This is a genomic window from Sphingomonas citricola (assembly GCF_019429535.1).
GTDB lineage: Bacteria > Pseudomonadota > Alphaproteobacteria > Sphingomonadales > Sphingomonadaceae > Sphingomonas > Sphingomonas citricola.
In genome coordinates this window covers 563,330-587,204 of sequence record NZ_JAHXZM010000003.1, presented here as the reverse complement: position 1 = coordinate 587,204, position 23,875 = coordinate 563,330, and the positions used below count along the sequence as shown (strand labels likewise).

The 23,875-nt window shown below is 67.9% G+C and carries 22 protein-coding genes and 1 tRNA gene; 12 read left to right on the top strand and 11 right to left on the bottom strand.

All coding sequences use genetic code 11. The features are described from left to right. The first annotated feature begins 9 nt into the window (after positions 1-9). Positions 10-2,886 (top strand): PAS domain S-box protein, encoded by a 2,877-nt coding sequence (locus tag KZ810_RS10545; protein ID WP_219769022.1) that lies wholly within the window; start codon positions 10-12, stop codon positions 2,884-2,886. A 9-nt stretch (positions 2,887-2,895) separates the two neighbouring features. On the opposite strand, the gene KZ810_RS10540 is transcribed toward KZ810_RS10545, so the two are convergent. From KZ810_RS10540 to KZ810_RS10530, 3 genes are all read right to left on the bottom strand, one after another. Next, complete coding sequence (locus KZ810_RS10540) at positions 2,896-4,512, bottom strand: choline dehydrogenase (RefSeq protein WP_219769021.1); 1,617 nt, start codon at positions 4,510-4,512, stop codon at positions 2,896-2,898. A 64-nt stretch (positions 4,513-4,576) separates the two neighbouring features. Beyond that, a complete protein-coding gene (locus tag KZ810_RS10535) occupies positions 4,577-5,536 on the bottom strand; it encodes an NADPH:quinone oxidoreductase family protein (RefSeq protein ID WP_219769020.1) in 960 nt (319 codons plus the stop codon). 2 nt (positions 5,537-5,538) lie between these two features. Then, on the bottom strand, positions 5,539-6,123 hold the full coding sequence (locus KZ810_RS10530; protein WP_258044706.1) for a TetR/AcrR family transcriptional regulator: 585 nt from the start codon (positions 6,121-6,123) through the stop codon (positions 5,539-5,541). Between the two features lie 80 nt (positions 6,124-6,203). On the opposite strand from KZ810_RS10530, the gene KZ810_RS10525 reads away from it, so the two are divergent. From KZ810_RS10525 to KZ810_RS10495, 7 genes are all read left to right on the top strand, one after another. Further along, positions 6,204-7,463, top strand: a complete 1,260-nt coding sequence (locus KZ810_RS10525; protein ID WP_219769018.1) for an acetyl-CoA C-acetyltransferase — start codon at positions 6,204-6,206, stop codon at positions 7,461-7,463. Positions 7,464-7,528: 65 nt separating this feature from the next. Beyond that, on the top strand, positions 7,529-9,109 hold the full coding sequence (locus KZ810_RS10520) for an acyl-CoA synthetase (protein WP_219769017.1): 1,581 nt from the start codon (positions 7,529-7,531) through the stop codon (positions 9,107-9,109). A 138-nt stretch (positions 9,110-9,247) separates the two neighbouring features. Then, a complete protein-coding gene (locus tag KZ810_RS10515; protein WP_219769016.1) occupies positions 9,248-9,925 on the top strand; it encodes a hypothetical protein in 678 nt (225 codons plus the stop codon). Positions 9,926-9,970: 45 nt separating this feature from the next. After that, a complete protein-coding gene (locus tag KZ810_RS17365; protein WP_219769089.1) occupies positions 9,971-10,348 on the top strand; it encodes an RcnB family protein in 378 nt (125 codons plus the stop codon). A 63-nt stretch (positions 10,349-10,411) separates the two neighbouring features. After that, on the top strand, positions 10,412-11,098 hold the full coding sequence (locus tag KZ810_RS10505) for a 2OG-Fe(II) oxygenase (RefSeq protein WP_219769015.1): 687 nt from the start codon (positions 10,412-10,414) through the stop codon (positions 11,096-11,098). Positions 11,099-11,156: 58 nt separating this feature from the next. Further along, positions 11,157-12,902 carry a single-stranded-DNA-specific exonuclease RecJ gene (gene recJ / locus KZ810_RS10500; protein WP_219769014.1) on the top strand — a complete coding sequence of 582 codons (1,746 nt, stop codon included), beginning with the start codon at positions 11,157-11,159 and terminating at the stop codon, positions 12,900-12,902. Positions 12,903-12,966: 64 nt separating this feature from the next. Further along, a tRNA-Glu gene (locus KZ810_RS10495) sits at positions 12,967-13,041 on the top strand. A 251-nt stretch (positions 13,042-13,292) separates the two neighbouring features. On the opposite strand, the gene KZ810_RS10490 is transcribed toward KZ810_RS10495, so the two are convergent. Continuing rightward, positions 13,293-13,646 carry a DUF6481 family protein gene (locus KZ810_RS10490; protein ID WP_219769013.1) on the bottom strand — a complete coding sequence of 118 codons (354 nt, stop codon included), beginning with the start codon at positions 13,644-13,646 and terminating at the stop codon, positions 13,293-13,295. A gap of 190 nt (positions 13,647-13,836) precedes the next feature. On the opposite strand from KZ810_RS10490, the gene KZ810_RS10485 reads away from it, so the two are divergent. Continuing rightward, on the top strand, positions 13,837-14,523 hold the full coding sequence (locus KZ810_RS10485) for a spermidine synthase family protein (RefSeq protein WP_219769012.1): 687 nt from the start codon (positions 13,837-13,839) through the stop codon (positions 14,521-14,523). 1 nt (position 14,524) lies between these two features. Here KZ810_RS10485 and KZ810_RS10480 read toward each other — a convergent pair whose 3' ends face one another. The 3 genes from KZ810_RS10480 to KZ810_RS10470 are packed head-to-tail and all read right to left on the bottom strand — an operon-like array spanning position 14,525 to position 17,608. Next, on the bottom strand, positions 14,525-15,343 hold the full coding sequence (locus KZ810_RS10480) for an HTD2 family dehydratase (protein WP_219769011.1): 819 nt from the start codon (positions 15,341-15,343) through the stop codon (positions 14,525-14,527). A 10-nt stretch (positions 15,344-15,353) separates the two neighbouring features. Beyond that, positions 15,354-16,136, bottom strand: coding sequence for a DeoR/GlpR family DNA-binding transcription regulator (locus tag KZ810_RS10475; RefSeq protein WP_219769010.1), 783 nt, complete (start codon positions 16,134-16,136; stop codon positions 15,354-15,356). Next, positions 16,133-17,608, bottom strand: a complete 1,476-nt coding sequence (locus tag KZ810_RS10470) for a glycerol-3-phosphate dehydrogenase (RefSeq protein WP_219769009.1) — start codon at positions 17,606-17,608, stop codon at positions 16,133-16,135. The genes KZ810_RS10475 and KZ810_RS10470 overlap by 4 nt, the downstream gene beginning before the upstream one ends. Before the next feature lie 116 nt (positions 17,609-17,724). Between KZ810_RS10470 and glpK the strand changes: the two genes are divergently transcribed. Continuing rightward, on the top strand, positions 17,725-19,209 hold the full coding sequence (glpK, locus tag KZ810_RS10465) for a glycerol kinase GlpK (RefSeq protein WP_219769008.1): 1,485 nt from the start codon (positions 17,725-17,727) through the stop codon (positions 19,207-19,209). Positions 19,210-19,270: 61 nt separating this feature from the next. Here glpK and KZ810_RS10460 read toward each other — a convergent pair whose 3' ends face one another. The 4 genes from KZ810_RS10460 to KZ810_RS10445 form a co-directional block, all read right to left on the bottom strand. Further along, positions 19,271-20,386: an acyltransferase family protein gene (locus tag KZ810_RS10460; RefSeq protein WP_219769007.1), complete on the bottom strand. Its 1,116-nt coding sequence runs from the start codon at positions 20,384-20,386 to the stop codon at positions 19,271-19,273. Between the two features lie 234 nt (positions 20,387-20,620). Further along, positions 20,621-21,169, bottom strand: coding sequence for a 30S ribosomal protein S9 (gene rpsI / locus KZ810_RS10455; RefSeq protein ID WP_219769006.1), 549 nt, complete (start codon positions 21,167-21,169; stop codon positions 20,621-20,623). Next, positions 21,169-21,648: a 50S ribosomal protein L13 gene (gene rplM / locus KZ810_RS10450; RefSeq protein ID WP_219769005.1), complete on the bottom strand. Its 480-nt coding sequence runs from the start codon at positions 21,646-21,648 to the stop codon at positions 21,169-21,171. Before rplM ends, rpsI begins: the two co-directional genes overlap by 1 nt. Before the next feature lie 139 nt (positions 21,649-21,787). Next, complete coding sequence (locus KZ810_RS10445; RefSeq protein ID WP_219769004.1) at positions 21,788-22,834, bottom strand: COX15/CtaA family protein; 1,047 nt, start codon at positions 22,832-22,834, stop codon at positions 21,788-21,790. A gap of 105 nt (positions 22,835-22,939) precedes the next feature. Here KZ810_RS10445 and KZ810_RS10440 point away from each other — a divergent pair, with 105 nt between their 5' ends. Both KZ810_RS10440 and KZ810_RS10435 read left to right on the top strand, forming a co-directional pair. Next, the gene (locus tag KZ810_RS10440) at positions 22,940-23,326 is read left to right on the top strand and encodes a MerC domain-containing protein (RefSeq protein WP_258044704.1); all 387 of its coding nucleotides are present in this window, start codon (positions 22,940-22,942) and stop codon (positions 23,324-23,326) included. 46 nt (positions 23,327-23,372) lie between these two features. Further along, the gene (locus KZ810_RS10435; RefSeq protein WP_219769002.1) at positions 23,373-23,846 is read left to right on the top strand and encodes a Fur family transcriptional regulator; all 474 of its coding nucleotides are present in this window, start codon (positions 23,373-23,375) and stop codon (positions 23,844-23,846) included. Positions 23,847-23,875 lie beyond the last annotated feature (29 nt).

Below are 23,875 nucleotides of genomic sequence, written 5' to 3'. Positions count from 1 at the left end.
TGGTGTACGATGAACAAGGTCCGCCCACCGATCGCCCTGTTCTCCGGCTCCGAGATGGGCGAGCGTATCCAGGGATTTGACTGGAGCCGGTCGCCGGTCGGACCCATCGATGGCTGGCCCGTCGAACTCGTCAATGCAGTCGCGCTGCTGCTGCCGGCGGCAGCCGAAATCGTGCTGTTCTGGGGCGAGGATTACGTCGCCTTCTACAACGATGCCTATGCCCCGACGATCGGCCAGAAGCATCCCGCCGCACTCGGCCGCCCCGCGCGCGAGGCATGGGGCGAGCTATGGGACGATCTGAGGCCGCTGCTCGATCACGTCCGGACGACCGGCGAAACCTACGCGGCGCGCGATCGGCCGTTCCAGATCGAGCGGCACGGCTACGCCGAGGAGGTGTTCTTCGACATCTCCTACTCGGCGGTTCGATGCGGTGACGGCAGCGCGGGCGGCGTGCTGTGCATCGTGTCGGAGACGACGCAGCGTGTTCGCGCCGCGCGCGCAGTCGCGGAGGATCGTGCCCGCCTCGCGGAGATGTTCGATGCCGCGCCGAGCTTCATGGCGGTGCTGAGCGAGCCGGGGCACCAGTTCGAACTCGCCAATGCGTCGTTCCGCCGGCTGATCGGCGGTCGCGAGGTCGTCGGACAGACGCTGGGCGAGGCGTTGCCCGAAATGGCGGAGCAGGGGTTCCTCGATCTGCTCGACACAGTGGTGACGACGGGGACGCCGTTCTTCGGGCAGAACCGCACGTTGCGGGTGGAGGCCGGTAAAGGCGAGCTGCCGCAGGAGCGCCTGCTCGACTACGTGTATCAGCCGATCAAGGATGCCGCCGGCAGCGTCACTGGTGTCTTCATCGAAGGCATCGACGTGACCGAGCGCTACCGCGTCGAGGAAGCGCTGGCGGCGAGCCGCGAGTCGCTCGAACTCGCGACCGAGGCGGCGGAGATCGGTACATGGGACGCCGACGTGCCCAACCGGCTGCTGACCTGCTCGGTTCGTGCGAAGACGATTTTCGGCATGCCGCTCGATCGGGCGGTGACGATCGAGGATTTCTACGCCTGCGTTCACCCCCATGACGTAGCGATGGTGCGCGCCGCACTGGAGGCAATGACCGATCCCGATCGCCGGGCGCCCTTCGACGTCGAATACCGGATCATTCGCGCGGGTTCGGGCGACCTGCGCTGGCTGACCTCCAAGGGGCGCGCCTTCTTCGACCGCTCGGGCAAGTGCACCCGCGCGCTCGGCAGCCTGATCGACGTGACCCCGCGCAAGCTCGAGGGAGAACGGTTGCGCGAGAGCGAGCGGCGGTTCCGCGCGCTGTCCGACAGTCTGCCCGCGCTCGTGTGGATGTCGGACGAGCATGGCCGCATGGTGTTCGCCAACCGCGGGTTCGAGACGATGCTGGGCGTCTCCCCCGAGCGGATGCTCGACGAGGGCTGGCCCGCGATTCTCAGCGACGCGGACGTGCACACGCTCGACGAGGCACGCCCCGCATTCCTCGAACGGCGCAAGTCGCTCGGCCGCGACTTTCCGGTGCGCACCGCGACCGGCGAGCCGCGCTGGATCCATGTCGAGGTACGCCCGCACATGGTCGGCGACACATTCCTCGGTCACGTCGGCTGCGCGATCGACGTGACCGACGCGCATCTCGCCGGCGAGGCACTCGAGACCCGCATCGCCGAGCGGACCGCGGAGCTGACGCGCCAGATCGGTGAGCGCGAGCGGGTGGAGGAAACGTTGCACCAGATGCAACGGCTGGAGGCGATCGGGCAGCTCACCTCGGGTGTCGCGCACGATTTCAACAATCTGCTGACCGTCGTGCTCGGCAACGTCGACGTGATCGCGCGAACCGCGCAGCGGGCGGGGCTCGACGAGCGGACGCTCACGCGGCTCGATCACGTCCGCACCGCGGCGCAGCGCGGCGCGACGCTGACCGCGCAATTGCTCGCCTTCTCACGACGGCAGCATCTGGAGACGCGGACAGTCGACCTGAATATGACCGTGTCGGGGATGGGTGCGCTGATGCAGAGCACGCTCGGTCGCTCGGTTTCGGTCGAGATGACGCTCGCCGACGGGCTTTGGCCCGCGCTCGTCGACCCGACGCAGATCGAACTGATCATCCTCAATCTCGCGATCAACGCGCGCGACGCGATGCCCGATGGGGGCACGTTGACGATCGCGACCGCCAACGTGTCGCGCCACGCCCCCGAGCGTGCTGAGGAGCCGCCCGCAGGCGATTACGTCGCGGTGTCGGTATCGGACACCGGTACCGGCATGAGCGAAGAGGTGCTGGCGCGCGCGTTCGAGCCGTTCTTCACGACGAAAGAGATCGGCAAGGGTTCGGGGCTCGGGCTCGCACAGGTGTTCGGTTTCGCCAAACAGTCGGGCGGCGGCGTGCGGATCGATTCAGCGATCGGCGGCGGAACCACCGTCAGCGTCTTTTTGCCGCGCGGCACGGCGGACGAGGCAACGCCGTCGGTCAAGCCGGCGGCATCATCGGCCGACGTCTCGGGTCGAATGATCCTCGTCCTTGACGATGACGATGCGGTGCGCGCCGTCACCGCCGACACGTTGCGCGAGGCAGGGTGCCGCGTGGTCGAGGCCGCCGACGGGCAGGGCGCGTTAGACGCGCTCGCGCAACTGGGGCACGTCGACGCGGTCGTCGCCGACTTCGCGATGCCGCGGATGAACGGGGCACAGTTCCGCGTGCTCGCGCAGCGGGAGCGTCCCGGTCTGCCGATCCTGTTCGTGACGGGTTACGCCGACCTCGACGCCATCCGCGACGTGCCCGACGAACGCGTGATCCGCAAACCGTTCACGCGCGACGACCTGGTGTCGCGACTGCACGCGATCTGCGTACCGCCGCGACCCATGCGCCAGCCCGGCTGAGCGCGCCGCTCAGGCCGCCATCGCGGTCTGGCGGTGGCGGATCATGTCGGCGGCTTTCTCCGCGATCATGATCGTCGGCGCGTTCGTGTTCGAGCCGACCAGCGTCGGCATCACCGACGCGTCGATCACGCGCAGGCGATCGATGCCGCGGACGCGCAGGTCGCCGCCGACCACCGCCATCGGGTCGCCGTCCGTGCCCATCTTGCATGTGCCTACGGGGTGGTAGATCGTTTCCGCGGTGGCGCGGACCCAGGCGTCGATCTCCTCGTCGCTGCGAACGCTCGCGCCCGGATAGATTTCGTCGGCGCGGTAGGGATCGAGCGCGTGCTGGCTCGCCACGTCCCGGCCGATCTTGACGCATTCGCGCATGACGCGGCGATCCTCGTGCGCGGCGAGGTAGTTGGCGAAGATGACCGGGTCCGCCGTCGGATCGGGCGACCCGAGTGTGATCCGCCCGCGGCTTTCGGGGCGAAGCTGACACAGATGCAGCGAGAAGCCGTCCTGTTTGACCTGCGTGCGGCCGTGATCGCGCATGATCGCGAGCACGCCGTGGATCTGCACGTCGGGACGCTCCAGCCCCTCGCGCGAGCGTAGGAATGCCCCCGATTCGAGGAATTGCTGCCGCCCCAGACCTTGCCCGCGCAGCATGTAATTGACCCCGGTCTTGAGCATGGCGAGCCCGCGCGTCGCCGAATAACCGGTGACTAGCCCCTTGGTCGTCCAGTTCATGATGACATCGAGATGATCCTGCATGTTGGCGCCGACGCCGGGCAGGTCGTGAACCGGCGTTACGCCCACGTCGCGCAGGGCGGCGGCATCGCCGATGCCCGATAGCTGGAGGAGGTGAGGCGACTGCACCGCACCCGCGGCGAGCAATGCCTCGCCCAGCACCTCGACGCGCGCGCGTTCTTGACCACGCAGATATTCGACCGCGACCGCGCGTCCGCGCTCGACGACGATGCGCGTGATGCGCGCGCCGGTGATGACGGTCAAATTGGGGCGCGACATCGCCGGGCGCAGATAGGCGGCGGCGGCGGACCAGCGCTGACCGTTGCTGATCGTCAGGTCGTAACGGCCAAAGCCCTCCTGCTCGGCGCCGTTGAAGTCGTCGGTGACCGGATATCCCGCCTGCCGCCCCGCCTCGATCAGCGCGTCGTGAAACGGGCTGTCGCTCTCCCCGGCCGAGACGTGGAGCGGACCGTCATGACCGTGCAGTCCGTCGCTCGGTCCCCGGTGGTGCCCCTCCAGCCGGCGGAAATAGGGCAGCACGTCGTCCCAGCCCCAGCCGGTCAGCCCCATCTGCCGCCAGTCGTCATAGTCGCGCTGGTGCCCGCGCATGTAGATCATGCCGTTGATCGCCGACGATCCGCCGAGCCCGCGCCCGCGCGGCCACCACAGACGGCGGTTGTTCAGATGCGGCTCGGGCTCGGTCCAGAAGCCCCAATTGTGCTTGCCCTTGTCCTTGATCAGATTGCCGACGCCCGCGGGCATCCGCACCAGCAGTTCCTTGTTCTCGCCGCCTGCCTCGAGCAGACAGACGCTCGCCGCCGGGTCCTCGCTCAACCGCGCCGCGAGCGTGCAGCCGGCCGAGCCGCCGCCAATGATGACGTAATCATATCCAGGCATCTGCTTCCTCTCCTTGGTTGGCGTGCCTTGCTCGTGCGGCAGGGTCGCGCCTCGTTGGTCTAGATCATGGCATCAGCACCAGCTTGCCGACCAGCCGGCTGTCGCGCATCGCCTCGAATGCGTCGCGCCACCGCTCGAGCGGGATCTCGCGGTCGACGTGCGGGTTCAGCCGACCTTCTTCCGCCAGCCGCCAGACCGCATCGACATTCTCGCGACCCTTGTCGGGAAAGCGCCGGCCATATTCACCCGCGCGCACGCCGATCACCGAGAAGCCCTTGATGAGCGGCATGTTGGTCGAGACGTCCGCGATCCGGCCGGAGGTGAAGCCGACGACCAGCAACCGCCCGCCGAATGCGATGCACCGAACCGACTCGTCGAACACGTCGCCGCCGACGGGGTCGACGATCACGTCCGCGCCGCCGCCGGTGATCTCCTTCACCCGCTCACGGAAGCCCGGCACCGTCACCGTCGCCTCGATCGGCAGCGCGCGTGCGATAAGGTCGAGCTTCGCCTGGTCGCGCCCGGTTGCGATGACGCGTGCGCCGAGCGCGCGGGCCAGGTCGACCGTCGCCCAGCCGACCCCGCCGCTCGCGCCGTGGACCAGCACCCATTCACTCGGTTGGATCCGTCCGAGCCGCACCAAAGTGACATAGGCGGTCAGGTACGCCGTGCCGACGCTCGCGGCCTGCGCGAACGACAACCGCACGGGCTTACGCCTGACCGCGCTCGCGTCGACCGCGACCAGTTCGGCGAACCCGCCCAGCCGCGTGCCCGCGACGACGGCCTCTCCGGGCACGAAGCCGTCGCCCGATACGACGTCACCCGCGACCTCCATTCCTGGCACGAATGGCAGCGACGGCTTCAGCTGATAGTCGCCGCGCGTCATCAGAAGGTCGGGATAGTTGAGCGCGGCGGCGCTTACGCGGATCAGTACCTGCCCCTCACGCGGAACGGGCGCGGGCACCTCGGCCAGCGCGGTGCCCGACAGATCGGGTGAAAGTGCGGAGACGACCAGCGCCTTCATGGTCAGGCCGGCCGTGCGACCATGATGTCGAGCAGCGAGTCGAACAGCGATGCCATGTCGAGGTGCGGCGCGTGTACCTTGCTGAGCCCGAGCGTGATCAGCCCGTAGGCGCGGATTTCCGCCTCCGCGCGCGTGAACCCCGCGCTCGTCAGGCAACGCGCGAGGAAATCGAGCATCAGCATGTCGTGCCGCTCGACCGCCGTTCGCGCGCGCGGGTCGCTCTCGGCCCAGGCGCGCATCGCGATGGCGAGCCGCGACGAGCCTCGCCGGCGCACCGTCTGGCCGAGCAAACGGATGCGCTCGATCGGATCGGGCGTCGCGCGCTCCAGCGCGTCGATCAGGTCGCTAATCTGATCCTCGGCGAAATAGTGCGCGAGCTGTCCCTGATAATCGTCGAAGTCGCGGAAATGGTGGTAGAAGCTGCCGGTCGACACGCGCAGCTCCTCGGCAAGCGGGCGCAGTTTCAGCGCGCGCAGGCCACCGCGGCGCAGCAGCGACTGTCCCGCCTCTAGCCACGCCGCCGGGGTCAGATCGGGCGCGCGTGCACTCGCTGACCGGGGTGCCGGGGTTTCCGTAGCGCTTGACATGTCAGCCACCATAACGAAGGTTATGCCGGAAAAGCGCGCCGGTAAAGAGCCGCGTGCGGAAGATCGGGAGAGTGGATCGCATGGCCGAGGCTTATATCATCGACGCCGTTCGTACACCGCGCGGGATCGGCAAACAGGGGAAGGGTGCGCTCGCGCACATGCACCCCCAGCATCTCGCCGCGACCGTGTTGAAAGCGATCAAGGAGCGCAACGGCATCGACACGGCAGAAGTCGACGACATCATCTGGTCAACCTCGACGCAGCGCGGGACGCAGGGTGGCGACCTCGGGCGCATGGCGGCGCTCGATGCGGGATACGATGTGAAGGCGTCGGGCACGACGCTCGACCGTTTCTGCGGCGGCGGCATCACCGCGGTCAATTTCGCCGCGGCGCAGATCATGTCGGGCATGGAAGACCTCGTGATCGCGGGCGGCACCGAGATGATGAGCCTGACCGCGGCGATGGGGCAGGAGGATATGGAAGCGGGCAAGCCGATGCTCGGCATGGGCTCGGGCAATCAACGCCTCAACCTCAGCCACCCGCAGTCGCATCAGGGCGTGTGCGGCGACGCGATCGCCAGCATGGAGGGGATTGACCGCGAAGCACTCGACGCGCTTGGCCTCGAATCGCAGCGGCGCGCGAAGGTCGCGATGGACGAGGGGCGGTTCGACCGATCGGTCGTGCCGGTGACCGACGACGACGGCAAGGTCGTGCTGAATCGCGACGAATTCCCGCGTCCGCAGACGACCGCGGAGGGACTGGCGACGCTCAAGCCCTCGTTCGCAGCGATGGCGGACATGCCCTACAACAAGGACGGCGACACCTTCCGCAAGCAGATCAACCGTCGTTATCCCGATCTCGACATCCAGCATTTCCACCACGCCGGAAACTCATCGGGCGTGGTCGACGGCGCGGCGGCGGTGCTGCTCGCCTCGAAGGATTATGCCGAGAAACACGGGTTGAAGCCGCGCGCGCGGATCGTCGCGACCGCGAACGTCGGCGACGATCCGACGCTGATGCTCAACGCGCCGGTCCCGGCGGCGAAGAAGGTGCTGGCGAAGGCGGGGCTTTCAAAGGAGGACATCGACCTGTGGGAGATCAACGAGGCGTTCGCGGTGGTGGCGGAGAAGTTCATCCGCGACCTCGAACTCGACCGTGACAAGGTCAACGTCAACGGCGGATCGATCGCGCTCGGCCATCCGATCGGTGCGACCGGCGCGATCCTGATCGGAACGATCGTCGACGAGCTTGAGCGGCAGGAGAAGCGCTACGGCCTCGTCACGATGTGCGCGGCGGGCGGAATGGCGCCCGCGATCATCGTGGAGCGCGTGACCGAGTAACCACGACCGCCATACACCGGCGCGAGTGGGGCGCAGACCCCGCCGGGCCCACCACGGAGAGGCAGATGCACCCCTACAAGCACGCCGCGGCGACGCCCGACAAACCCGCCTATATCATGGCAGGGACGGGCGAGGTGGTGACCTACCGCGAGCTCGACGCGCGCGCGAACCAGGGCGCGCGCCTGTTACGCACGCTCGGACTTGCTCCGGGCGACGGGATCGCGGTCATGATGGACAACAGCCCCCGCTATCTCGAGGTGATGTGGGCGGCGGAGCGGATCGGGGTGTATACCACGTGCATCTCCTCGAAACTGACCGCCGAGGAAGCCGCCTACATCATCCGCGACGGCGACTGCCGCGTGCTGATCACCGCGATCGGCACCGCGGCGTGTGCGGACGCGCTGCTGCCGCTTGCGCATGATCTCCACCGGTTGATGGTGGGCGGGACGATCCCGGGCTACGAAGGTTACGAGAGCCTGCGCGACAGGCAGCCCGACACGCCGATCGACGACCCGACGCCGGGTCAGATCATGCTCTATTCCTCCGGCACGACGGGTAAGCCCAAGGGCGTGCGCTTCGCGCTGCCGCACGAGCCCTACGGCGAGAATGTCTCGCCGCTCGCGCTTCTGGGACAGGCGCTCTACGGGTTCACGCCCGAGATGGTCTATCTCAGTCCCGCGCCGCTGTATCACGCCGCGCCGCTGCGCTGGTCGATGGCGGTGCAGCAATTGGGCGGCACCGTGGTGGTGATGGAGCGGTTCGACGGCGAACAGGCGCTCGCCGTGATCGAGCGCTATCGCGTGACCCACGCGCAATGGGTGCCGACACACTTCGTCCGCATGTTGAAGCTTCCCGACGAGGCACGCGCACGCCACGATCTGTCGTCGCTCAAATCGGTGTGGCACGCCGCCGCGCCCTGTCCGGTACCGGTCAAGCAGGCGATGATCGACTGGTGGGGGCCGATCATCGGCGAATATTACGCGGGGACGGAAGGGAACGGCTTTCACGCCATTTCCGCGACCGAATGGCTGTCGCATCCCGGATCGGTCGGGCGCAACCTGACCACGATCACGCACATCTGCGGCGAGGATGGCACGGAACTGCCGCCGCGCAGCGAAGGCACCGTCTTCTTCCAGTCGCCCGCGACCGAGCACAACCCGACCGGCGCCGCGCCGTTCAGCTACCACAACGATCCCGCCAAGACGCGCGACGCGACCGACGCGCGCGGCTGGACGACGCTGGGCGATGTCGGCTGGATGGACGAGGACGGCTACCTCTATCTGACCGATCGCAAGAGTTTCATGATCATATCGGGCGGCGTCAACATCTACCCCGCCGAGATCGAGAATCTGCTCGTCACCCACCCCGCGGTCGCCGATGTCGCGGTGATCGGCGCCCCCAACGAGGAAATGGGGGAGGAGGTGGTCGCGATCGTCCAGCCACGCGATCCGCTCGCCGATCGCGACGCACTCGCCGCCGAATTGCACCAGTTCGCGCGCGCGCATCTGAGCCACGTCAAGGCGCCGCGCCGCGTCGACTTCCGCGACGAGCTGCCGCGCCATGAAACGGGCAAGCTCTACAAGCGGCTGCTGCGCGACGAATATTGGGGCAAGCGGACGCCCGACGGCACCGCTGCGGCGGCGTAGCTTTCTATTCGCTGACGGAACAGTTCAGCAACGGTTCGACACGCGCGCGGCATCACGGCAGCGTCGATGATCGGATCCGCCGGTCACCGGGGCGAGGTGGTGCCGGTCCTGCGGCCGGCGTGTGGGAGTGCGTGGGCGATGGTAAGGTCGGTGGTGGCGGGGCTGCTCGCCGCGGCAGCGGGGATCGTGCCCGGCGTGGCGAGCGCGCAGGATGGCTCGATCCGCGACGTGATGCGCGCGCGGATGCAGGCGCGCGTCGAGGCGCAGGCGGAGACGCCCCCGCGTGCCGAGCGCAGCGGCGATCGCGGCGGCTGGCAGCGGCCGGAGCGTGACGGCGCCGCCGCACCCGGCGCGTGGCATCGCGACGAACGACCCGATCGATCCGATCAAGGCGGACGGGGCCGGGACCGACCGGACCGGGATCGCGATCGCGCCGGTCAGCGCGTGGAGGTCCCCGCACCAGCGCGTGACTGGAACCGCGACCGGCCCGAGGCGGCGCCGCGTCCCGATCGTGCGCGCGACTGGTCATCCGAACGCGGAGACGCGGCGGGTCGCCCCCGTCGCGAGGAGCGGCGGTTCGAGGATCGACGCGACGAGGCGTCGCCCGGCCTGCCCACTGGGCGCGGCGGAGATCGCGACAATCGCGACGGACGCGGCGGCGACCGTCCGCATGGCGACGGACAGGGGGGATGGCGTGATCGCGATCGCCCGCGGGGTGACGGCGACCGGGGCGGTTACGCGCGCGCACCCGACCGGCGGGCGTGGGACGGCCGTGGTTCTGTAAGACGCGGCTGGAACGGGCGCGACTGGAGTTAGCACGACCGGGACGACGGACGCGACTGGCGCGACCGCTCGAACACGATCGATCGGCGCGATTGGAGCTGGCGCTCGGGCACTGCGGGCAGCTGGGGGCGGCAGGCGCAGCGGGGCTGGGATCGCGGCTGGCGGCAGGACCGGCGCTACGATTGGTCGGGCTATCGCAACAGCAACCGCGCGGCCTACCGACTGCCGCGCTACTACGCGCCCTACGGCTGGAACGGAGGCTATCGCCGCTTCGGGGTTGGCGCGCGGCTGTCGTCGGTGCTGTTCGCGCAAAGCTACTGGATCGACGATCCGTTCGCCTATCGCCTGCCCGAGCCGTACGGCCCGTACCGCTGGGTGCGCTACTACAATGATGCGATCCTGGTCGACATCGACACGGGCGAGATCGTCGACGTGATCAACGACCTGTTCTGGTGATCGCGCATCGCGCCGGCGGCGGGCGGGGTTGCCTCGCCCGGCGCGGCTTGCGAGGATGAAGGCATGGCGGTCACCAGCATCCCCCCCGGTCACGCTTCCTCGGTGCGTGCCGCGATTGGCCAGTCGGTCGCGGCGCGGCTCGACGCGGATCCGCGGATGACGCGGCTGCCGAGCGAGACGATCCAGGCCTATCGCTGCCTCGATTTCCTCGACGACGCGGCGTGCGATCACCTGATCGCGCTGATCGAGCGGCAGCGGCGGCCCTCGACGCTGCTGTCGGACAAGGGGCACGGTGCTAACCGCACCAGCGAGAGCTGCGATATGGATCGCAGCGCGCCCGCGATCCGTGCGATCGACGAACGGATCGCAGACGCGCTCGGGCTCTACCCCGCGCACGGCGAGACGATGCAGGGGCAGCGCTACGCACCGGGCCAGCATTTCCGCACCCATCACGATTATTTCCACGAGGGCGAGAGCTACTGGCCCCGGATGCAGGCGAGCGGCGGGCAGCGGACGTGGACGGCGATGATCTACCTGAACGACGTCGAAGAAGGGGGCGCGACGTGGTTCCCGCAGGGCGGGGTGCGCGCCGCGCCGCGCCGCGGCATGCTGCTGACGTGGAACAACATGGAGCCCGACGGCCGCCCCAACACCCGTACGCTTCACGAAGGGATGCCGGTGGTGGAGGGGGTTAAATATATCGTCACCAAGTGGTTCCGCGAACATCCCTGGGTGATGCGACAGGCGTGAGGCGACCGGCATGATCCGCCGGCGTGACGTCGCGGCGCGGTTCGGCTAAGTATCGGCAATGCGGAACGTTCTGGACATCGATCGCTCGATCCTCGGGCAGGCTTGGCGGTGGCGCGCGCTCGCCGACGACCAGCGTTCGGGCCTGGTTCCCGACGACCTGATCACGCAGATTCTCCTTTCGCGCGGTTGCCCGCGCGAGGCGCTCGACGATCACCGCGCGCCGTCGATCCGCGGCTTCATGCCCGACCCCTCGATCTTTCGCGACATGGACAAGGCCGCGGCACGGCTCGCCGACGCGGTCGAGCGCGAGGAGCGGGTCGCGATCTTCGGCGATTATGACGTCGACGGTGCGACGTCGTCCGCGCTGATCGTCCTACTGCTGCGCGCGCTCGGCCGCGACGCGCGCGTCTATATTCCCGACCGCCTGACCGAGGGCTACGGCCCCAATGCGGCGGCGATGCGACTACTCGCGGACGAGGGTGCGACGCTGATCGTGACGGTCGACTGCGGCGCGCAGGCGTTCGAGGCGCTCGCCGACGTGCCCGTCGACGTATTGGTGGTCGACCATCATAAATGCACCACCGAACTGCCGCACGCGCACGCGGTGGTGAACCCCAACCGGCTCGACGAGACCGATGGCGCGGCGCACGGCCATCTCGCGGCGGTCGGCGTCTGCTTCCTGCTCGCGGCGGCGACGGTACGCGTCCTTCGGGACCGCGGCTATTTTGCGACCCGCACCGAGCCCCGGCTGCTCGATCTGCTCGATCTCGTCGCGCTCGGCACGGTGGCGGACGTGGCGCAATTGCGCGGGCTCAACCGTGCATTCGTCGCGCAGGGGCTGAAGGTAATGGCGGCGCGGCGCAATCCCGGTATCGCGGCACTGACCGAAGCGTCGCGGCTGACGCGCGCGCCGACCGCGACCGACCTCGGCTTCGCGCTTGGGCCGCGGATCAACGCTGGTGGCCGCGTCGGGCTCGCCGATCTCGGGGTGCGGCTGCTGACGACGCAGGATGCGGGCGAGGCGCGCACCATCGCCGCCGAGCTCGACCGACTGAACGAGGAACGCCGCGCGATCGAGGCGATCGTGCAGGAAGGCGCGGAGGCGAGCATCGTCGCCGATCGCTCGATCGTCGTGGTAGCGGGGCAGGGGTGGCACCCCGGCGTCATTGGCATCGTCGCGGGGCGCTTGAAGGAAAAGCTCGGGCGTCCCGCGATCGTCATCGCGATCGACGAGCATGGCATCGGCAAGGGATCGGGGCGCTCGATCACCGGGGTCGATCTCGGCGCCGCGATCCTGTCGGCGAAGGAGCACGGGCTGCTCGTTGCCGGCGGGGGGCACGCGATGGCGGCGGGGCTGACCGTCGCGGTCGATGCGATCGACGCGCTCGCCGCCTTCCTCGACGAACGCCTTGCTGACGCGGTCGCGCAGGCGACCGCGAACCGCGCCTTGTTGGTGGATACGGTGCTGGCGCCCGGTGGGGTCACCCCTGATCTGGTGCACGCCCTCGAGGCGGGCGGGCCGTACGGCACCGGCTGGCCGTCTCCCCGCGTCGCCGTCGGCCCGGTGCGCACGATCAAGGTGGACGTGGTGGGCAACAATCACATCCGCGCGATCGTCGCGGGCGATGACGGCCGCAGCATCAAGGCGATGGCGTTCCGCGCTGCCGACACGCCGCTCGGGCAGGCACTGCTCGCCGCCGGGCCGACACGGCGGCTGTGGCTCGCGGGGCGGGCCAAGATCGACGATTGGGGCAGTCGACCGGCGGCAGAGCTGCATCTCGACGACGCAGCATGGGCGAATTGAACGAGGGTTAAACAACAGGCTTGACCGGCGAATGCTTTTGCCCCAATGCGCCGCCTCGCCTGACGGCCCCTTCGTCTAGCGGTTAGGACGCGGCCCTTTCACGGCTGAAGCACGGGTTCGATTCCCGTAGGGGTCACCAACATCGACTGTTGGTTTGTTGTGGTGCGATGAGCGCTTTGCTCCGAACCGGGCGAACAGCCGCAGATCGTGCGGCAAGCACCACAATGTTCGTAGATATTGATAGACGTCGCGCTGTCCCGCGCTTCGATCGTCTGCCCCTGACTTGTTTGGCCACAAGACTATCAGCTGAGCACGACCGGCGGCCGGCTAGCGATGTCGACGCCCCGACCGGTAAGGAAGGGCCGCGCATTCGGGCGCGGCCGATCGTCGTCAGCGCTTGAGGCGTGCCTTGCGTGCCGCGTAGCGCGCGTCGCGCGCCGCCTTCATCTCCGCCTCGGTTGGCACCTTCCGCATTTTCTGCTTGGCTTCCTCCGCCAGACGCGCTTCCTCGGCGGCGGCCTCGCGCGCTGCCTTCTTTTCCGCGATTGCCTGCTCACGCGCGGCCTTCTTCTCGGCGCTCAGGCGGGCCTGTTCGGCGGCACGCTCCTCGGCGACCTTGCGCTGCTCGGCGAGCACCGCCTCGTCGACGGGCGGCTTCGCACGCAGCTTCTCGATCGCGGCCTGCTTGGCCTTGGCGGCGAGCGCGGCGCGCTCCTGAAAACTTTGTTCCTTGAACGCAGGCATGAAGGTCGTTGAATTCCCGATTGTTGGTGAGCGTCGCGCAGGCGCTGCTGGCGCGTGAGCGATGGCTCATATAGCGCACCCGTCGCATTTTACCAAAAGATTGCCGCCGCTTCGACGTCGCGCAGTCGCCACACGACGCCCACGCAGGTAAGGTGCCACGCTTCCGCTCCTTCAGACGTGAACAGGTATCATGGTTCCCAGAGAGTTGATCGGCACCGCACGCGTCCCCGGCGGCGAGGATTTACGGCTGTTCCGCCGCGGAGCGGACTTCATGATCGTGCTCGATCGCAACGAGTTGATGAACAGCCGGATGAGCGGGTCGGAGGAAGCGCTCGCGACGATGACGATCGAGCGGCTGGGCGGACGCCGTGGGCCGCGGCTGCTGATCGGCGGCTACGGCATGGGGTTCACGCTGCGCGCCGCGCTGGCGGTGCTCCCCGACGACGCGCACGTGACGGTGGCCGAACTGGTGCCCGAGATCATTACCTGGGCGCAGGGGCCGATGGCGGCGCTGACCGCGGGATGCCTCGACGACCCGCGCGTCGGCGTGGTGCAGATCGACGTGGCCGACATGATCGCGGAAGGCCAGGGCGAGTATGACGCGATCCTGCTCGACGTCGACAACGGCCCCGACGGGCTGGTGCGCGCGGCGAACAACCGCTTGTACGCGATGCGCGGCCTCCACCTCGCGCGCGAGGCGTTGCGGCCGGGCGGGGTGCTCGCGGTGTGGTCGGCCGCGCCCGACGCGGCGTTCGCGCGCCGGCTCTCGTCCGCGGGCTTCGCGGTCGAGGAGCGCACGGTGCGCGCGCGCAGCAATGGCAAGGGGCCGATCCACACGATCTGGTTCGCGACCGCACGCACCGACTCGGTCGACTAGATCACGCGACCGTCGCCCGTGCTTCCATGCCGGTGCAGCCGTCGGGATCGATGGTCCACAACTCCATCGGCGCATCGCCCGCGAGGTTGAGCCGAAGCGTGCGGTCGGCAAACATCGGGCGCACACCGCGATAGGCGAAGTGGGTGAGGGTACTTCCCGGCCGCTCGCGCAGCAGATGGTCGACGAGTAACATCGCCTGCAACGGGCCGTGCACCACCAGATCGGGATAGCCCTCGACCATTCGCGCATAATCGCGATCATAGTGGATGCGATGAGCGTTGAAGGTCAGCGCGGAAAAACGGAACAGCGCGGTGATGTCGGGCACGACGTCGCGACTCGCGTCGGAAATGCGCGCGTCCGGCTCGGCAACGGTGGGCGGGCTGCCGTCCCCCGGTCGAAAGACGAGGTCCTGTTCCTCGGTGATCGCGAGCGTCCCCGCTACCTCGATCTCATGGCGAATCGTCACGAACGTGAGCGCCCCCGACCGGCCCTGTTTCTCGCTAACGGCGATGACGACGCTGCGGCGGATGGCGGCCGCATCGATGGGTAGCGGGGCGTGAAACGTCACGCGGCCGCCCGCCCACATGCGCCGCGGCGCGTCGATCGGCGGCAGGAACGCGCCGCGTAGCGGGTGGCCGTCCGCCGTCAGCGCCGATTGCGCATCGTCCGGCAGGAAATAGAGCCAGTGGGCGAGCGGCGGCAGCGACTCGCGCGGCCAGTGCGCAACATCGTGATCGAACAGCGCGGAGAGACGGTTAAGCGGGCCGGCGACCAGCGTGTCGGTGCGTTGCTCCTCTACCGGGGTCCAGCCTTTCGTCATTGCCGTCTCCTCATACCGGGTCGGTCTCGATCACGGTGACGCCTGCCTCGCGGCACGCGGCGGCGAGCGCGGGTTCGATCCGGTCGGTCACCAGATAGTCGATCGCGTCGACGCCCGCGATCCGAACCGGGGCGGCGCGACCGATCTTGCTCGCATCGGCGACGAGGATCACCTTGCGCGCGTGCGCGATGATCGTCTGCGAAACGCGGACCTCCTCGACATCGAAGTCGAGCAGCGTCCCGTCACGGTCGATCGCCGACGTGCCGATCACCGCGTAATCGACGCGGAACCCGCGGATGAAGTCCATCGCCAGCGCGCCGACGATCGCACGGTCGCTCGCGCGGACCCGCCCACCGGCCGCGATCACCTCCACCCCGTCGCGCGGCGCGAGGATGTCGACGACGTTCAGATTGTTGGTGATGACCAGCAATTCGCGGTGCGACACCAGCGCGCGTGCCACTGCCTCGGTGGTGGTGCCGATGTTGACGAACAGGCTGGCGCCGTCGGGCACGAGTTTTGCCGCGGCCGCGCCGATCGCGTGCTTCGCTTCCGCCGCAACCGAAGCGCGCGTCGCGTGATCGAGGTTGCCGACGCCCGATGTCACCACCGCGCCGCCGTGCACGCGTGACAGCATCGCACGGGCGGCGAGATCGTTCAGATCCTTACGGATCGTCTGCGGCGTGACCCCGAGTTGTGCCGCCAGTGTCTCGACCGAGACGCTGCCGGTCTGCCGCGCAAGTTCGAGGATGCGGCGGTGGCGGTCGGCGACGAGATCGAAGGCGGGCTGGTTCATTTCGCGGCAAGATAGGCCGATAGCCGCGCCTCGGTACCCTCCGGCACGTGAAGGCCGAGCTTGCTGCGGCGATAGAGCACGTCCTCGGCGGTTTTCGCCCATTCCTGCGCCACCAGATAGTCGACTTCGGCGGTGAACAGCCCGCCGCCCAGATCCTCGCCCAGTCCGCCGGCGAGGATGCGGTCGACCCGCGTCCCGTACGCGCGCGCCAGGCGGCGCAGCAGATTGGGTGCCACCTCGGAGTGGTCCTGCGTCAGATGCGCGAGAAAACGTTCGAAGTCGTCCATGTCGCCGCCCGGAAGATCAGCCCCCGCGGTCCAGGCCGAGCGTACAGTGGGGAAGTACGGCGCAAGCTCCGCCATCGCGTGTTCGGCAAGCTTGCGATAGGTGGTGATCTTGCCACCGAAGATACTCAGCATCGGCGCGCGGTCGTCGCCTGCGTCGAGGTCGAGCACGTAGTCGCGTGTCACGGCCGACGCGCTGCCAGCCTGGTCGTCGTATAGCGGCCGGATGCCGGCGTAGCTCCACGCAATATCCGCGCGGGACAGCTGGCGCGTGAAATAGCGATTGGCGGTTTTCAGCAGATAGTCGGTCTCGCCCTCGCTGATCTGCGCCTTCGCGGGCGCCCCCTCCCACGGCTCGTCGGTGGTGCCGACGAGCGTATATTTCCCCTCATAGGGGATCGCGAACACGATGCGGCGGTCGGGGTTCTGCAGCATGAAGGCGTGGTCGCCCTCGTAAAGCTTCGGCACGACGAGGTGGCTTCCCTTGACCAGCCGAACGCCGCGTTCGCTACGGTTTGCACCCGTCCGCCCGATCACGTCGGCGACCCACGGACCCGCGGCATTGACGAGCGCGCGGGCGTGCACCGTCTCGATACCCGCGTCGCCCTCGATCGTCGCGACCCACGTGTCGCCATCACGGCGCGCGTCGAGCAGCCGGGTCCGCGTGCGAATGTCGGCGCCATGTTCGGCCGCGTCGCGCGCGTTGAGCACCACCATGCGGCTGTCTTCGACCCAGCAGTCGGAATAGACGAACGCCTTGCCGTCGGCGTCCTTCAATCCGTCGCCGTAGACCGTTTCACCGAGCGCAATCGTGTCGGTGCCTGGTAGTTCGTCGCGACCGCCGAGGTGATCGTAGAGGAACAGCCCCAGCCGCACCATCCAGGCGGGACGCGGCGACTGCGTCTGCGGAAGCACGAAGCGCAGCGGCCAGATGATGTGCGGCGCCATCCGCCACAGCCGCTCGCGCTCGATCAACGCCTCGCGCACCAGCCGGAATTCGCCATATTCCAGATAGCGCAAGCCGCCGTGGATCAGCTTTGTCGAGGCCGAGGAGGTGTGACTGGCGAGATCGTCCTGCTCGACCAGCAGCACCGACAGGCCACGCCCCGCGGCATCGCGCGCGATCCCCGCGCCATTGATGCCGCCGCCGACGATCAGCAGGTCGTGGATAAGGTTAGGTTCGTTCATCACGCGTTGCTTTCGTTTTCGCTTTCCCTCTTACCTCAAAGCGCGCCATAACGAAAGTGTTGACGCGGCTGTGTGAAGCGGGCGAGTGCTGCCCGCGGAGATGGAGGGGACGAGCAATGGCGAAAACGCACATCCTGGCGATCGATCAGGGCACGACCTCGACCCGCAGCATCGTGTTCGACGCGAAAGCAAAACGGATCGCGAGCGCGCAGACCGAATTCGCGCAACATTATCCGGCACCCGGCTGGGTCGAGCATGATCCGGAGGATATCTGGCGCGACGTGCTGTCGACCGCGCGTGCGGCGATTGCGGAGAGTGGCGTCGGTGCGGAGGGCATCGCCGGCATCGGCATCACCAACCAGCGCGAGACGACGCTCGTCTGGGATCTGGCGACTGGCGCGCCGATTCACAACGCGATTGTGTGGCAGGACCGCCGCACCGCCGACACTTGCGCTCGGCTGAAGGCCGACGGCGCGGAGGACGAGGTACGCGCCCGAACCGGACTGCTGCTCGATCCGTATTTCTCGGGCACCAAGCTCGCGTGGATCCTCGATTACGTCGACGGCGCGCGCGCGCGCGCGGAGGCGGGCGAGCTTGCCTTTGGCACGATCGACTCGTTTCTTCTGTGGCGGCTGACCGGCGGCGCGGTGCATGCGACCGACGTGACCAACGCGTCGCGCACATTGTTGTGGAATATTCGCGATGGCTGCTGGGATGAGGAGATGTGTCGCCTGCTGGACGTGCCGATGGCGATCCTGCCCGAGGTGCACGACAATTCGTACATCTACGGCCACACCGTCGATGGCATGTTCGACGTGCCGATCCCGATCGCGGGGATCGCGGGCGACCAGCAGGCGGCGTTGTTCGGTCAGGCGTGCTTCGCGCGCGGCATGGCCAAGTCGACTTACGGCACCGGCTGCTTCATGCTGCTCAATACCGGCGAGGAGGCGATCGCATCGCAGAACCGGCTATTGACGACCCCGGCCTACCGGCTCGGCGGGCGAACGACCTACGCGCTGGAGGGTTCGATCTTCGTTGCGGGCGCCGCGATCAAGTGGCTGCGCGACGGCATCGGCGTCATCACCCACGCCAGCCAGACCAACGACATGGCGACGCAGGTGCCCGATAGCCACGGCGTCTACATGGTCCCCGCCTTCGTCGGGCTGGGTGCGCCGCACTGGGATCCCGACGCCCGCGCCGCGATCTTCGGGCTGACGCTCGGCGCGACGCAGGCGCATCTCGCGCGCGCCGCGCTGGAGGCGGTCGGATACCAGACGATGGACCTCGTCGAAGCGATGGTCGCCGATGGTAGCGCGCGCCCTGCGACGATGCGCGTCGACGGTGGCATGGCGGCGAACGACTGGCTGTGCGGATTCCTCGCCGATCTGCTCGAGGTGCCGGTCGAGCGTCCCGACGATCTCGAGACGACCGCGCGGGGAGCGGCCTTTCACGCCGGGCTTGCGACCGGCGTCTGGTCGGGGCTCGATGAACTCGAGCGATTGTGGTCGCGTGAACATTGTTTCGAGCCGACGATGACCGCGTCGGCGCGGGACCCGCTCATCGCGGGCTGGCGCGACGCGCTCAGGCGGACGCTGGCTTAGACCGGGCTGTTTCTCGATACCGCGGGGCGGCACCGATCGTCGTCATGCGCGACTCTTGCGGTTATCCAGTGGCGCGTCGGCGATCGATCAGCGGCACCATTCTGCGGCCCAGCCGGATGCCGGGCAACTCGACCCAGCGGTATTGCCCGTAAGACGCGACCAGCGACACCGCTCCGGTAACGGCGAGCAGCATCATGCCCGATGCGACGGGACTGCCCCCGCGATTGAGCGCGTGGATGACCTTCGCGCTGATGCACATGATCGGGAAATGGAGCAGGTACAGCGAATAACTGATCTCCCCCAGTTGAATGAGTGGTGCGGACCGCAGCAGCGACGGTCGAAACGCCCCGACCGCGATCGATCCGACGAGAATCCACGCCGACGCGAGCTCGATCAGGTGGACGAAGGCATCGTGCATCGTCGCGCTCCAGATCACGCGGCACGACAGCAAAACCGCGATACTCGCCGAGGCAATAGGGATGCGCAGGGTGGACGACGCCCAATGTTTCGCCACGCCCGCGGGGAGGAACGCCAGCCACGCGCCGAGGATGAAATCTATCCCGTACGCCGCGACACCATAATAGGAGTGCTGGCCGAACCGGATGCTGACAATCAACGCGACGATCGTCAGCACGAATAGTGTGATCGTGCCCCGTCGCGCGACGAGGACGACGAACGGCATCGCTGCCGAATAGACCAGCTCCACCAGGATCGACCAGACCGGCGGGATCAGGAAGCCGAGCGCGCCCGCGAAGGAGGCGGCGATACCGAGCGGGGTGAAATATTCCCGCTTGAACCGTTCCTGAAACCACGCCGAGCTGTCCTCGATAGGCACTTGCCAGTGCAAGAACATGACGTAAGCGAGCGAGAGCAGGCTCGCCGCCCACAGCGCCGGATAGATGCGGAACAGCCGACGCACGTAGAATGATTCGATGGCGCCGCGGTCGAGCGCCGCGCGTCTGAGCGATCGCGCGAGCACGAAGCCGCTCAGCACGAAGAAGATCACGACACAGCCGTGACCGTTGAGCACTTCGAGCAGCCGGTCAATCCAGTAAGGCCGTTGCCAATAGGCCAGGCAGTGGCCAATCATCACCACCACAGCGGCGATGCCGCGGAGCGACTGCAATTCGTCGATCTGCCCCCCGGTGCGCGGCACGTCGACGTCCTTGCGGCTCAAATCTTCTTCGCCCGCCTCGCGCATCTGCGGAGCATAAGGTGATCTGGGATGGGCGGCATAGGTCGATTCCGTACGATCGCGCCCCCGCGTCGAGCCACGAAGGGTGGTTCCCGGTCAAACGGCGTAGAAGCAACCGTGTGAGCCGTCCGGGGCTCGGCCGATTCCGCCGCGCGCATGATGCAAAAAGGGCGGCCCGTTGCCGGACCGCCCCCATGTACAACCGGGAAGGTTAACTCAGCGCTTCGAGAACTGGAAGCTGCGGCGTGCCTTCGCACGGCCGTACTTCTTGCGCTCGACGACGCGCGGATCGCGCGTCAGGAAGCCGGCCGACTTGACCGGGGCACGCAGGATCGGCTCGAACTTGGTCAGCGCCTGGCTGATGCCGTGCTTGACCGCGCCCGCCTGACCCGACAGGCCACCGCCCTTGACGGTGCAGACGACGTCATACTGACCCTCGCGCTCGGTGATGCCGAACACCTGGTTGATGACGAGACGCAGCGTCGGACGCGCGAAATAGACTTCCTGGTCGCGACCGTTGATCGTGATCTTGCCCGAACCCGGCTTCAGCCAAACGCGTGCGACCGCGTCCTTGCGGCGGCCGGTCGCGTAGGCGCGGCCGTACTTGTCGAGTTCCTGCGCACGTAGCGGGGCGCGCTGGACCGGCTCGTCGATCTGACCAGCGAGATAGGCGTCGGCCTGCGTGTCGGACGAATCCTGCACGGCGGTCGACTGCTGCTGCAGCGCGGCGCCGAGATCGGAAAGGGACTGGCGATTGTCGGACATTATGCGCCCACCTTGTTCTTGCGGCTCATGCCGGCGATGTCGAGAACCTCGGGGTTCTGGGCTTCGTGCGGATGCTCGCTGCCCTTGAAGATACGCAGGTGGCGCATCTGCTCACGACCGAGCGGGCCGCGCGGGATCATGCGCTCGACGGCCTTTTCCAGCACGCGCTCGGGGAAGCGGCCTTCCAGCACCTTGGCCGCGGTCACGCCCTTGATGCCGCCGGCGTAACCGGTGTGCTTGTAATAGACCTTCTTTTCCGCCTTGTTCGACGTGAAGCGGATTTTGTCCGCGTTGATGACGATGACGTTGTCACCGCAATCGACGTGGGGGGTGAAGCTCGTCTTGTGCTTGCCGCGCAGCACGTTGGCGATCACCACCGCCGCGCGACCGACCACCAGGCCCTCCGCGTCGACGATGTGCCACTTCTTTTCCACCTCGTGCGGCTTGGCCGACTTGGTGGTCTTCATCAGCGCCTTCATGGGCCTAGTGACCTTTATACCGAAAAGAAAAGCGACGCACCGGGCAGGCCCGCGCGTCGATGGCGACCAATTGCCGGCATCGGGCGCTCAAGTCAAGATTTTGGCGGCTCTGCTGACGGGTAATATGATACCCGACCCTTTAAACGGTGCGTCGGGGGCTGCTGAGCGCGTGCGCCGCGACGACGCTCGCGATCAGGAGCAGCGCGGCATTCGCCTGGTGCGACACCGCGATCACAATCTCGACCCCACTCAGAAGCGTCGCGACGCCGAGCACGATCTGCAGCGTGACGAGTGCCGCCACCGCGACCGCCGCGCGCGCGTGACCCGCCCGCCGCGCGCGCCACGCGAGCGTCAGTAAGCCCGCCGCGACCGCGAACGCCAGCCAGCGATGGATGAACTGCACCACGATCGGGTTGTCGACGAGGTTCGTCGCGGCGGGCGTGAGCATCGGCACGCCCGCGGGGAACAGAACGTCACCCATCAGCGGCCAGCTTGCAAAGGCGTAACCCGCGTCGAGCCCCGCGGTGAACGCACCGTAAGTGATCTGCGCGAACAGCAGCACCAGCGCGGCGGCCGCGCCGCGCGTGAGCGCGGCGGGCTTGGCGAGCGGTGACCAGGCGAGTGCGCGCAGGTCGCGCGCGGTCCACACGATCCCGGCAAGGATTGTCAGCGCGGTGACGAGATGGACCGCCAGGCGCACGTGGCTGACGTCGGTGCGCTCCGACAACCCCGACGCGACCATCCACCAGCCGATCGCCCCCTGCAATCCGCCGAGAGCGAGCAACGCGGTCAGCCGCCAGCCATAACCGGTCGGGATGCGGCGCCGCACCGCGAACCAGATCAGCGGCAGCGCGAACGCCATGCCGATGACGCGCCCGAGCACGCGGTGGAGATATTCCCAGAAGAAGATGGCCTTGAACCCGTCGAGCGACATGCCGCGGTTCAACTGCTGATATTCGGGGATCCGCTGGTAATTCGCGAATTCGGCCTGCCACTGCGCCGTCGTGAGCGGGGGGATAATCCCGCTGATCGGCTTCCACTCGGTGATCGACAGTCCCGATTCGGTCAGCCGCGTGATCCCACCGACAATCACCATCGCGACGATCAATGCGGCGACCGCGTAGAGCCAGCGCGCTACCGCGAGCGGACGCGCGGTGGTCGAATATCCGGGGGTCGCCTGAAGCATGCGCGTTCATACCGCTTTCGAGGCCGAGCGTCGATCCGCGCGGGGTGGGCAAAATGTCCCATGTGATATTGTATCTTCGGCGCGATGGGGTTAGATGGACGCGTGATGGCAGACCCGACCACATCGCCGAACGCCGCGGGGCGGCTGGATCGCTGGGCGATGTGGCTGTCGGCGGCGTGCGTCGTCCACTGCGTCGCGACGACGGTGATGGTGGCGGCGCTGTCGACCGCGGGCGGGCTGCTCGGCAGTCCGATCATCCACGAGGTCGGGCTGGTGCTCGCGATCCTGTTAGGCGCGGTCGCGTTCGGGCAGGGCGTGCTGGCGCACGGACGTCCGCTGCCGTTGATGCTCGGCGGCGCCGGGCTCGCGATGATGGCGGCCGCGGTGATCGTGCCGCACGGCGCGCATCACCTGGGCGAGAGCATGCTGACGATCGCGGGGGTGGTGGTGCTTGCCACCGGGCACGCGCTCAACCGCCATCGCCACGCCTGAGCGCGCTTGCTTGCCGGGTGACGGCGCAGCGCTTATCTCGATTCCCATGGCGGGGCACGATCATCACGAGAGCGGCGGCGAGGAACTGACCCGCGCGGCGCAGGCGCGGCTCGAACAGTCGGGCGAGCAGTGGACGCAGATGCGCGAAAGCGTCTTTACCGCGCTCGCCGGGTTCAGCCGGCCCGCCTCGGCGTACGACATTGCGGAGGCGGTGTCGCTCGCGCAGGATCGCCGCGTCGCCGCCAACAGCGTGTACCGTATCCTCGACCTGTTCGTCGGCAACAATCTCGCGCGGCGCGTGGAGAGCGAGAATGCCTATGTTGCGAACACGCACCCCAATTGCCGCCACGATTGCATCTTCCTCGTGTGCGATGCCTGCGGGATCACCACGCATATCGACAACGACCGGATTACAGCAGCGGTACGCGCGGCGGCGAGCGACGCGGGCTTCACGCCCGAACGTCCGGTGATCGAGGTGCGCGGGCGCTGCGCCGCCTGCTCTGCCGCCGTCACCAACTGACCCGGCCGGTCTTCCGACCACCCGAGCGA

Excerpts from the sequence above, each read along its gene's own strand:
- KZ810_RS10545 (WP_219769022.1), top strand. The coding sequence starts at position 10 with ATGAACAAGGTCCGCCCACCGATCGCCCTGTTCTCCGGCTCCGAGATG.
- KZ810_RS10540 (WP_219769021.1), bottom strand. The coding sequence starts at position 4,512 with ATGCCTGGATATGATTACGTCATCATTGGCGGCGGCTCGGCCGGCTGC.
- KZ810_RS10535 (WP_219769020.1), bottom strand. The coding sequence starts at position 5,536 with ATGAAGGCGCTGGTCGTCTCCGCACTTTCACCCGATCTGTCGGGCACC.
- KZ810_RS10530 (WP_258044706.1), bottom strand. The coding sequence starts at position 6,123 with ATGTCAAGCGCTACGGAAACCCCGGCACCCCGGTCAGCGAGTGCACGC.
- KZ810_RS10525 (WP_219769018.1), top strand. The coding sequence starts at position 6,204 with ATGGCCGAGGCTTATATCATCGACGCCGTTCGTACACCGCGCGGGATC.
- KZ810_RS10520 (WP_219769017.1), top strand. The coding sequence starts at position 7,529 with ATGCACCCCTACAAGCACGCCGCGGCGACGCCCGACAAACCCGCCTAT.
- KZ810_RS10515 (WP_219769016.1), top strand. The coding sequence starts at position 9,248 with ATGGTAAGGTCGGTGGTGGCGGGGCTGCTCGCCGCGGCAGCGGGGATC.
- KZ810_RS10505 (WP_219769015.1), top strand. The coding sequence starts at position 10,412 with ATGGCGGTCACCAGCATCCCCCCCGGTCACGCTTCCTCGGTGCGTGCC.
- recJ (WP_219769014.1), top strand. The coding sequence starts at position 11,157 with ATGCGGAACGTTCTGGACATCGATCGCTCGATCCTCGGGCAGGCTTGG.
- KZ810_RS10490 (WP_219769013.1), bottom strand. The coding sequence starts at position 13,646 with ATGCCTGCGTTCAAGGAACAAAGTTTTCAGGAGCGCGCCGCGCTCGCC.
- KZ810_RS10485 (WP_219769012.1), top strand. The coding sequence starts at position 13,837 with ATGGTTCCCAGAGAGTTGATCGGCACCGCACGCGTCCCCGGCGGCGAG.
- KZ810_RS10480 (WP_219769011.1), bottom strand. The coding sequence starts at position 15,343 with ATGACGAAAGGCTGGACCCCGGTAGAGGAGCAACGCACCGACACGCTG.
- KZ810_RS10475 (WP_219769010.1), bottom strand. The coding sequence starts at position 16,136 with ATGAACCAGCCCGCCTTCGATCTCGTCGCCGACCGCCACCGCCGCATC.
- KZ810_RS10470 (WP_219769009.1), bottom strand. The coding sequence starts at position 17,608 with ATGAACGAACCTAACCTTATCCACGACCTGCTGATCGTCGGCGGCGGC.
- glpK (WP_219769008.1), top strand. The coding sequence starts at position 17,725 with ATGGCGAAAACGCACATCCTGGCGATCGATCAGGGCACGACCTCGACC.
- rpsI (WP_219769006.1), bottom strand. The coding sequence starts at position 21,169 with ATGTCCGACAATCGCCAGTCCCTTTCCGATCTCGGCGCCGCGCTGCAG.
- rplM (WP_219769005.1), bottom strand. The coding sequence starts at position 21,648 with ATGAAGGCGCTGATGAAGACCACCAAGTCGGCCAAGCCGCACGAGGTG.
- KZ810_RS10445 (WP_219769004.1), bottom strand. The coding sequence starts at position 22,834 with ATGCTTCAGGCGACCCCCGGATATTCGACCACCGCGCGTCCGCTCGCG.
- KZ810_RS10440 (WP_258044704.1), top strand. The coding sequence starts at position 22,940 with ATGGCAGACCCGACCACATCGCCGAACGCCGCGGGGCGGCTGGATCGC.
- KZ810_RS10435 (WP_219769002.1), top strand. The coding sequence starts at position 23,373 with ATGGCGGGGCACGATCATCACGAGAGCGGCGGCGAGGAACTGACCCGC.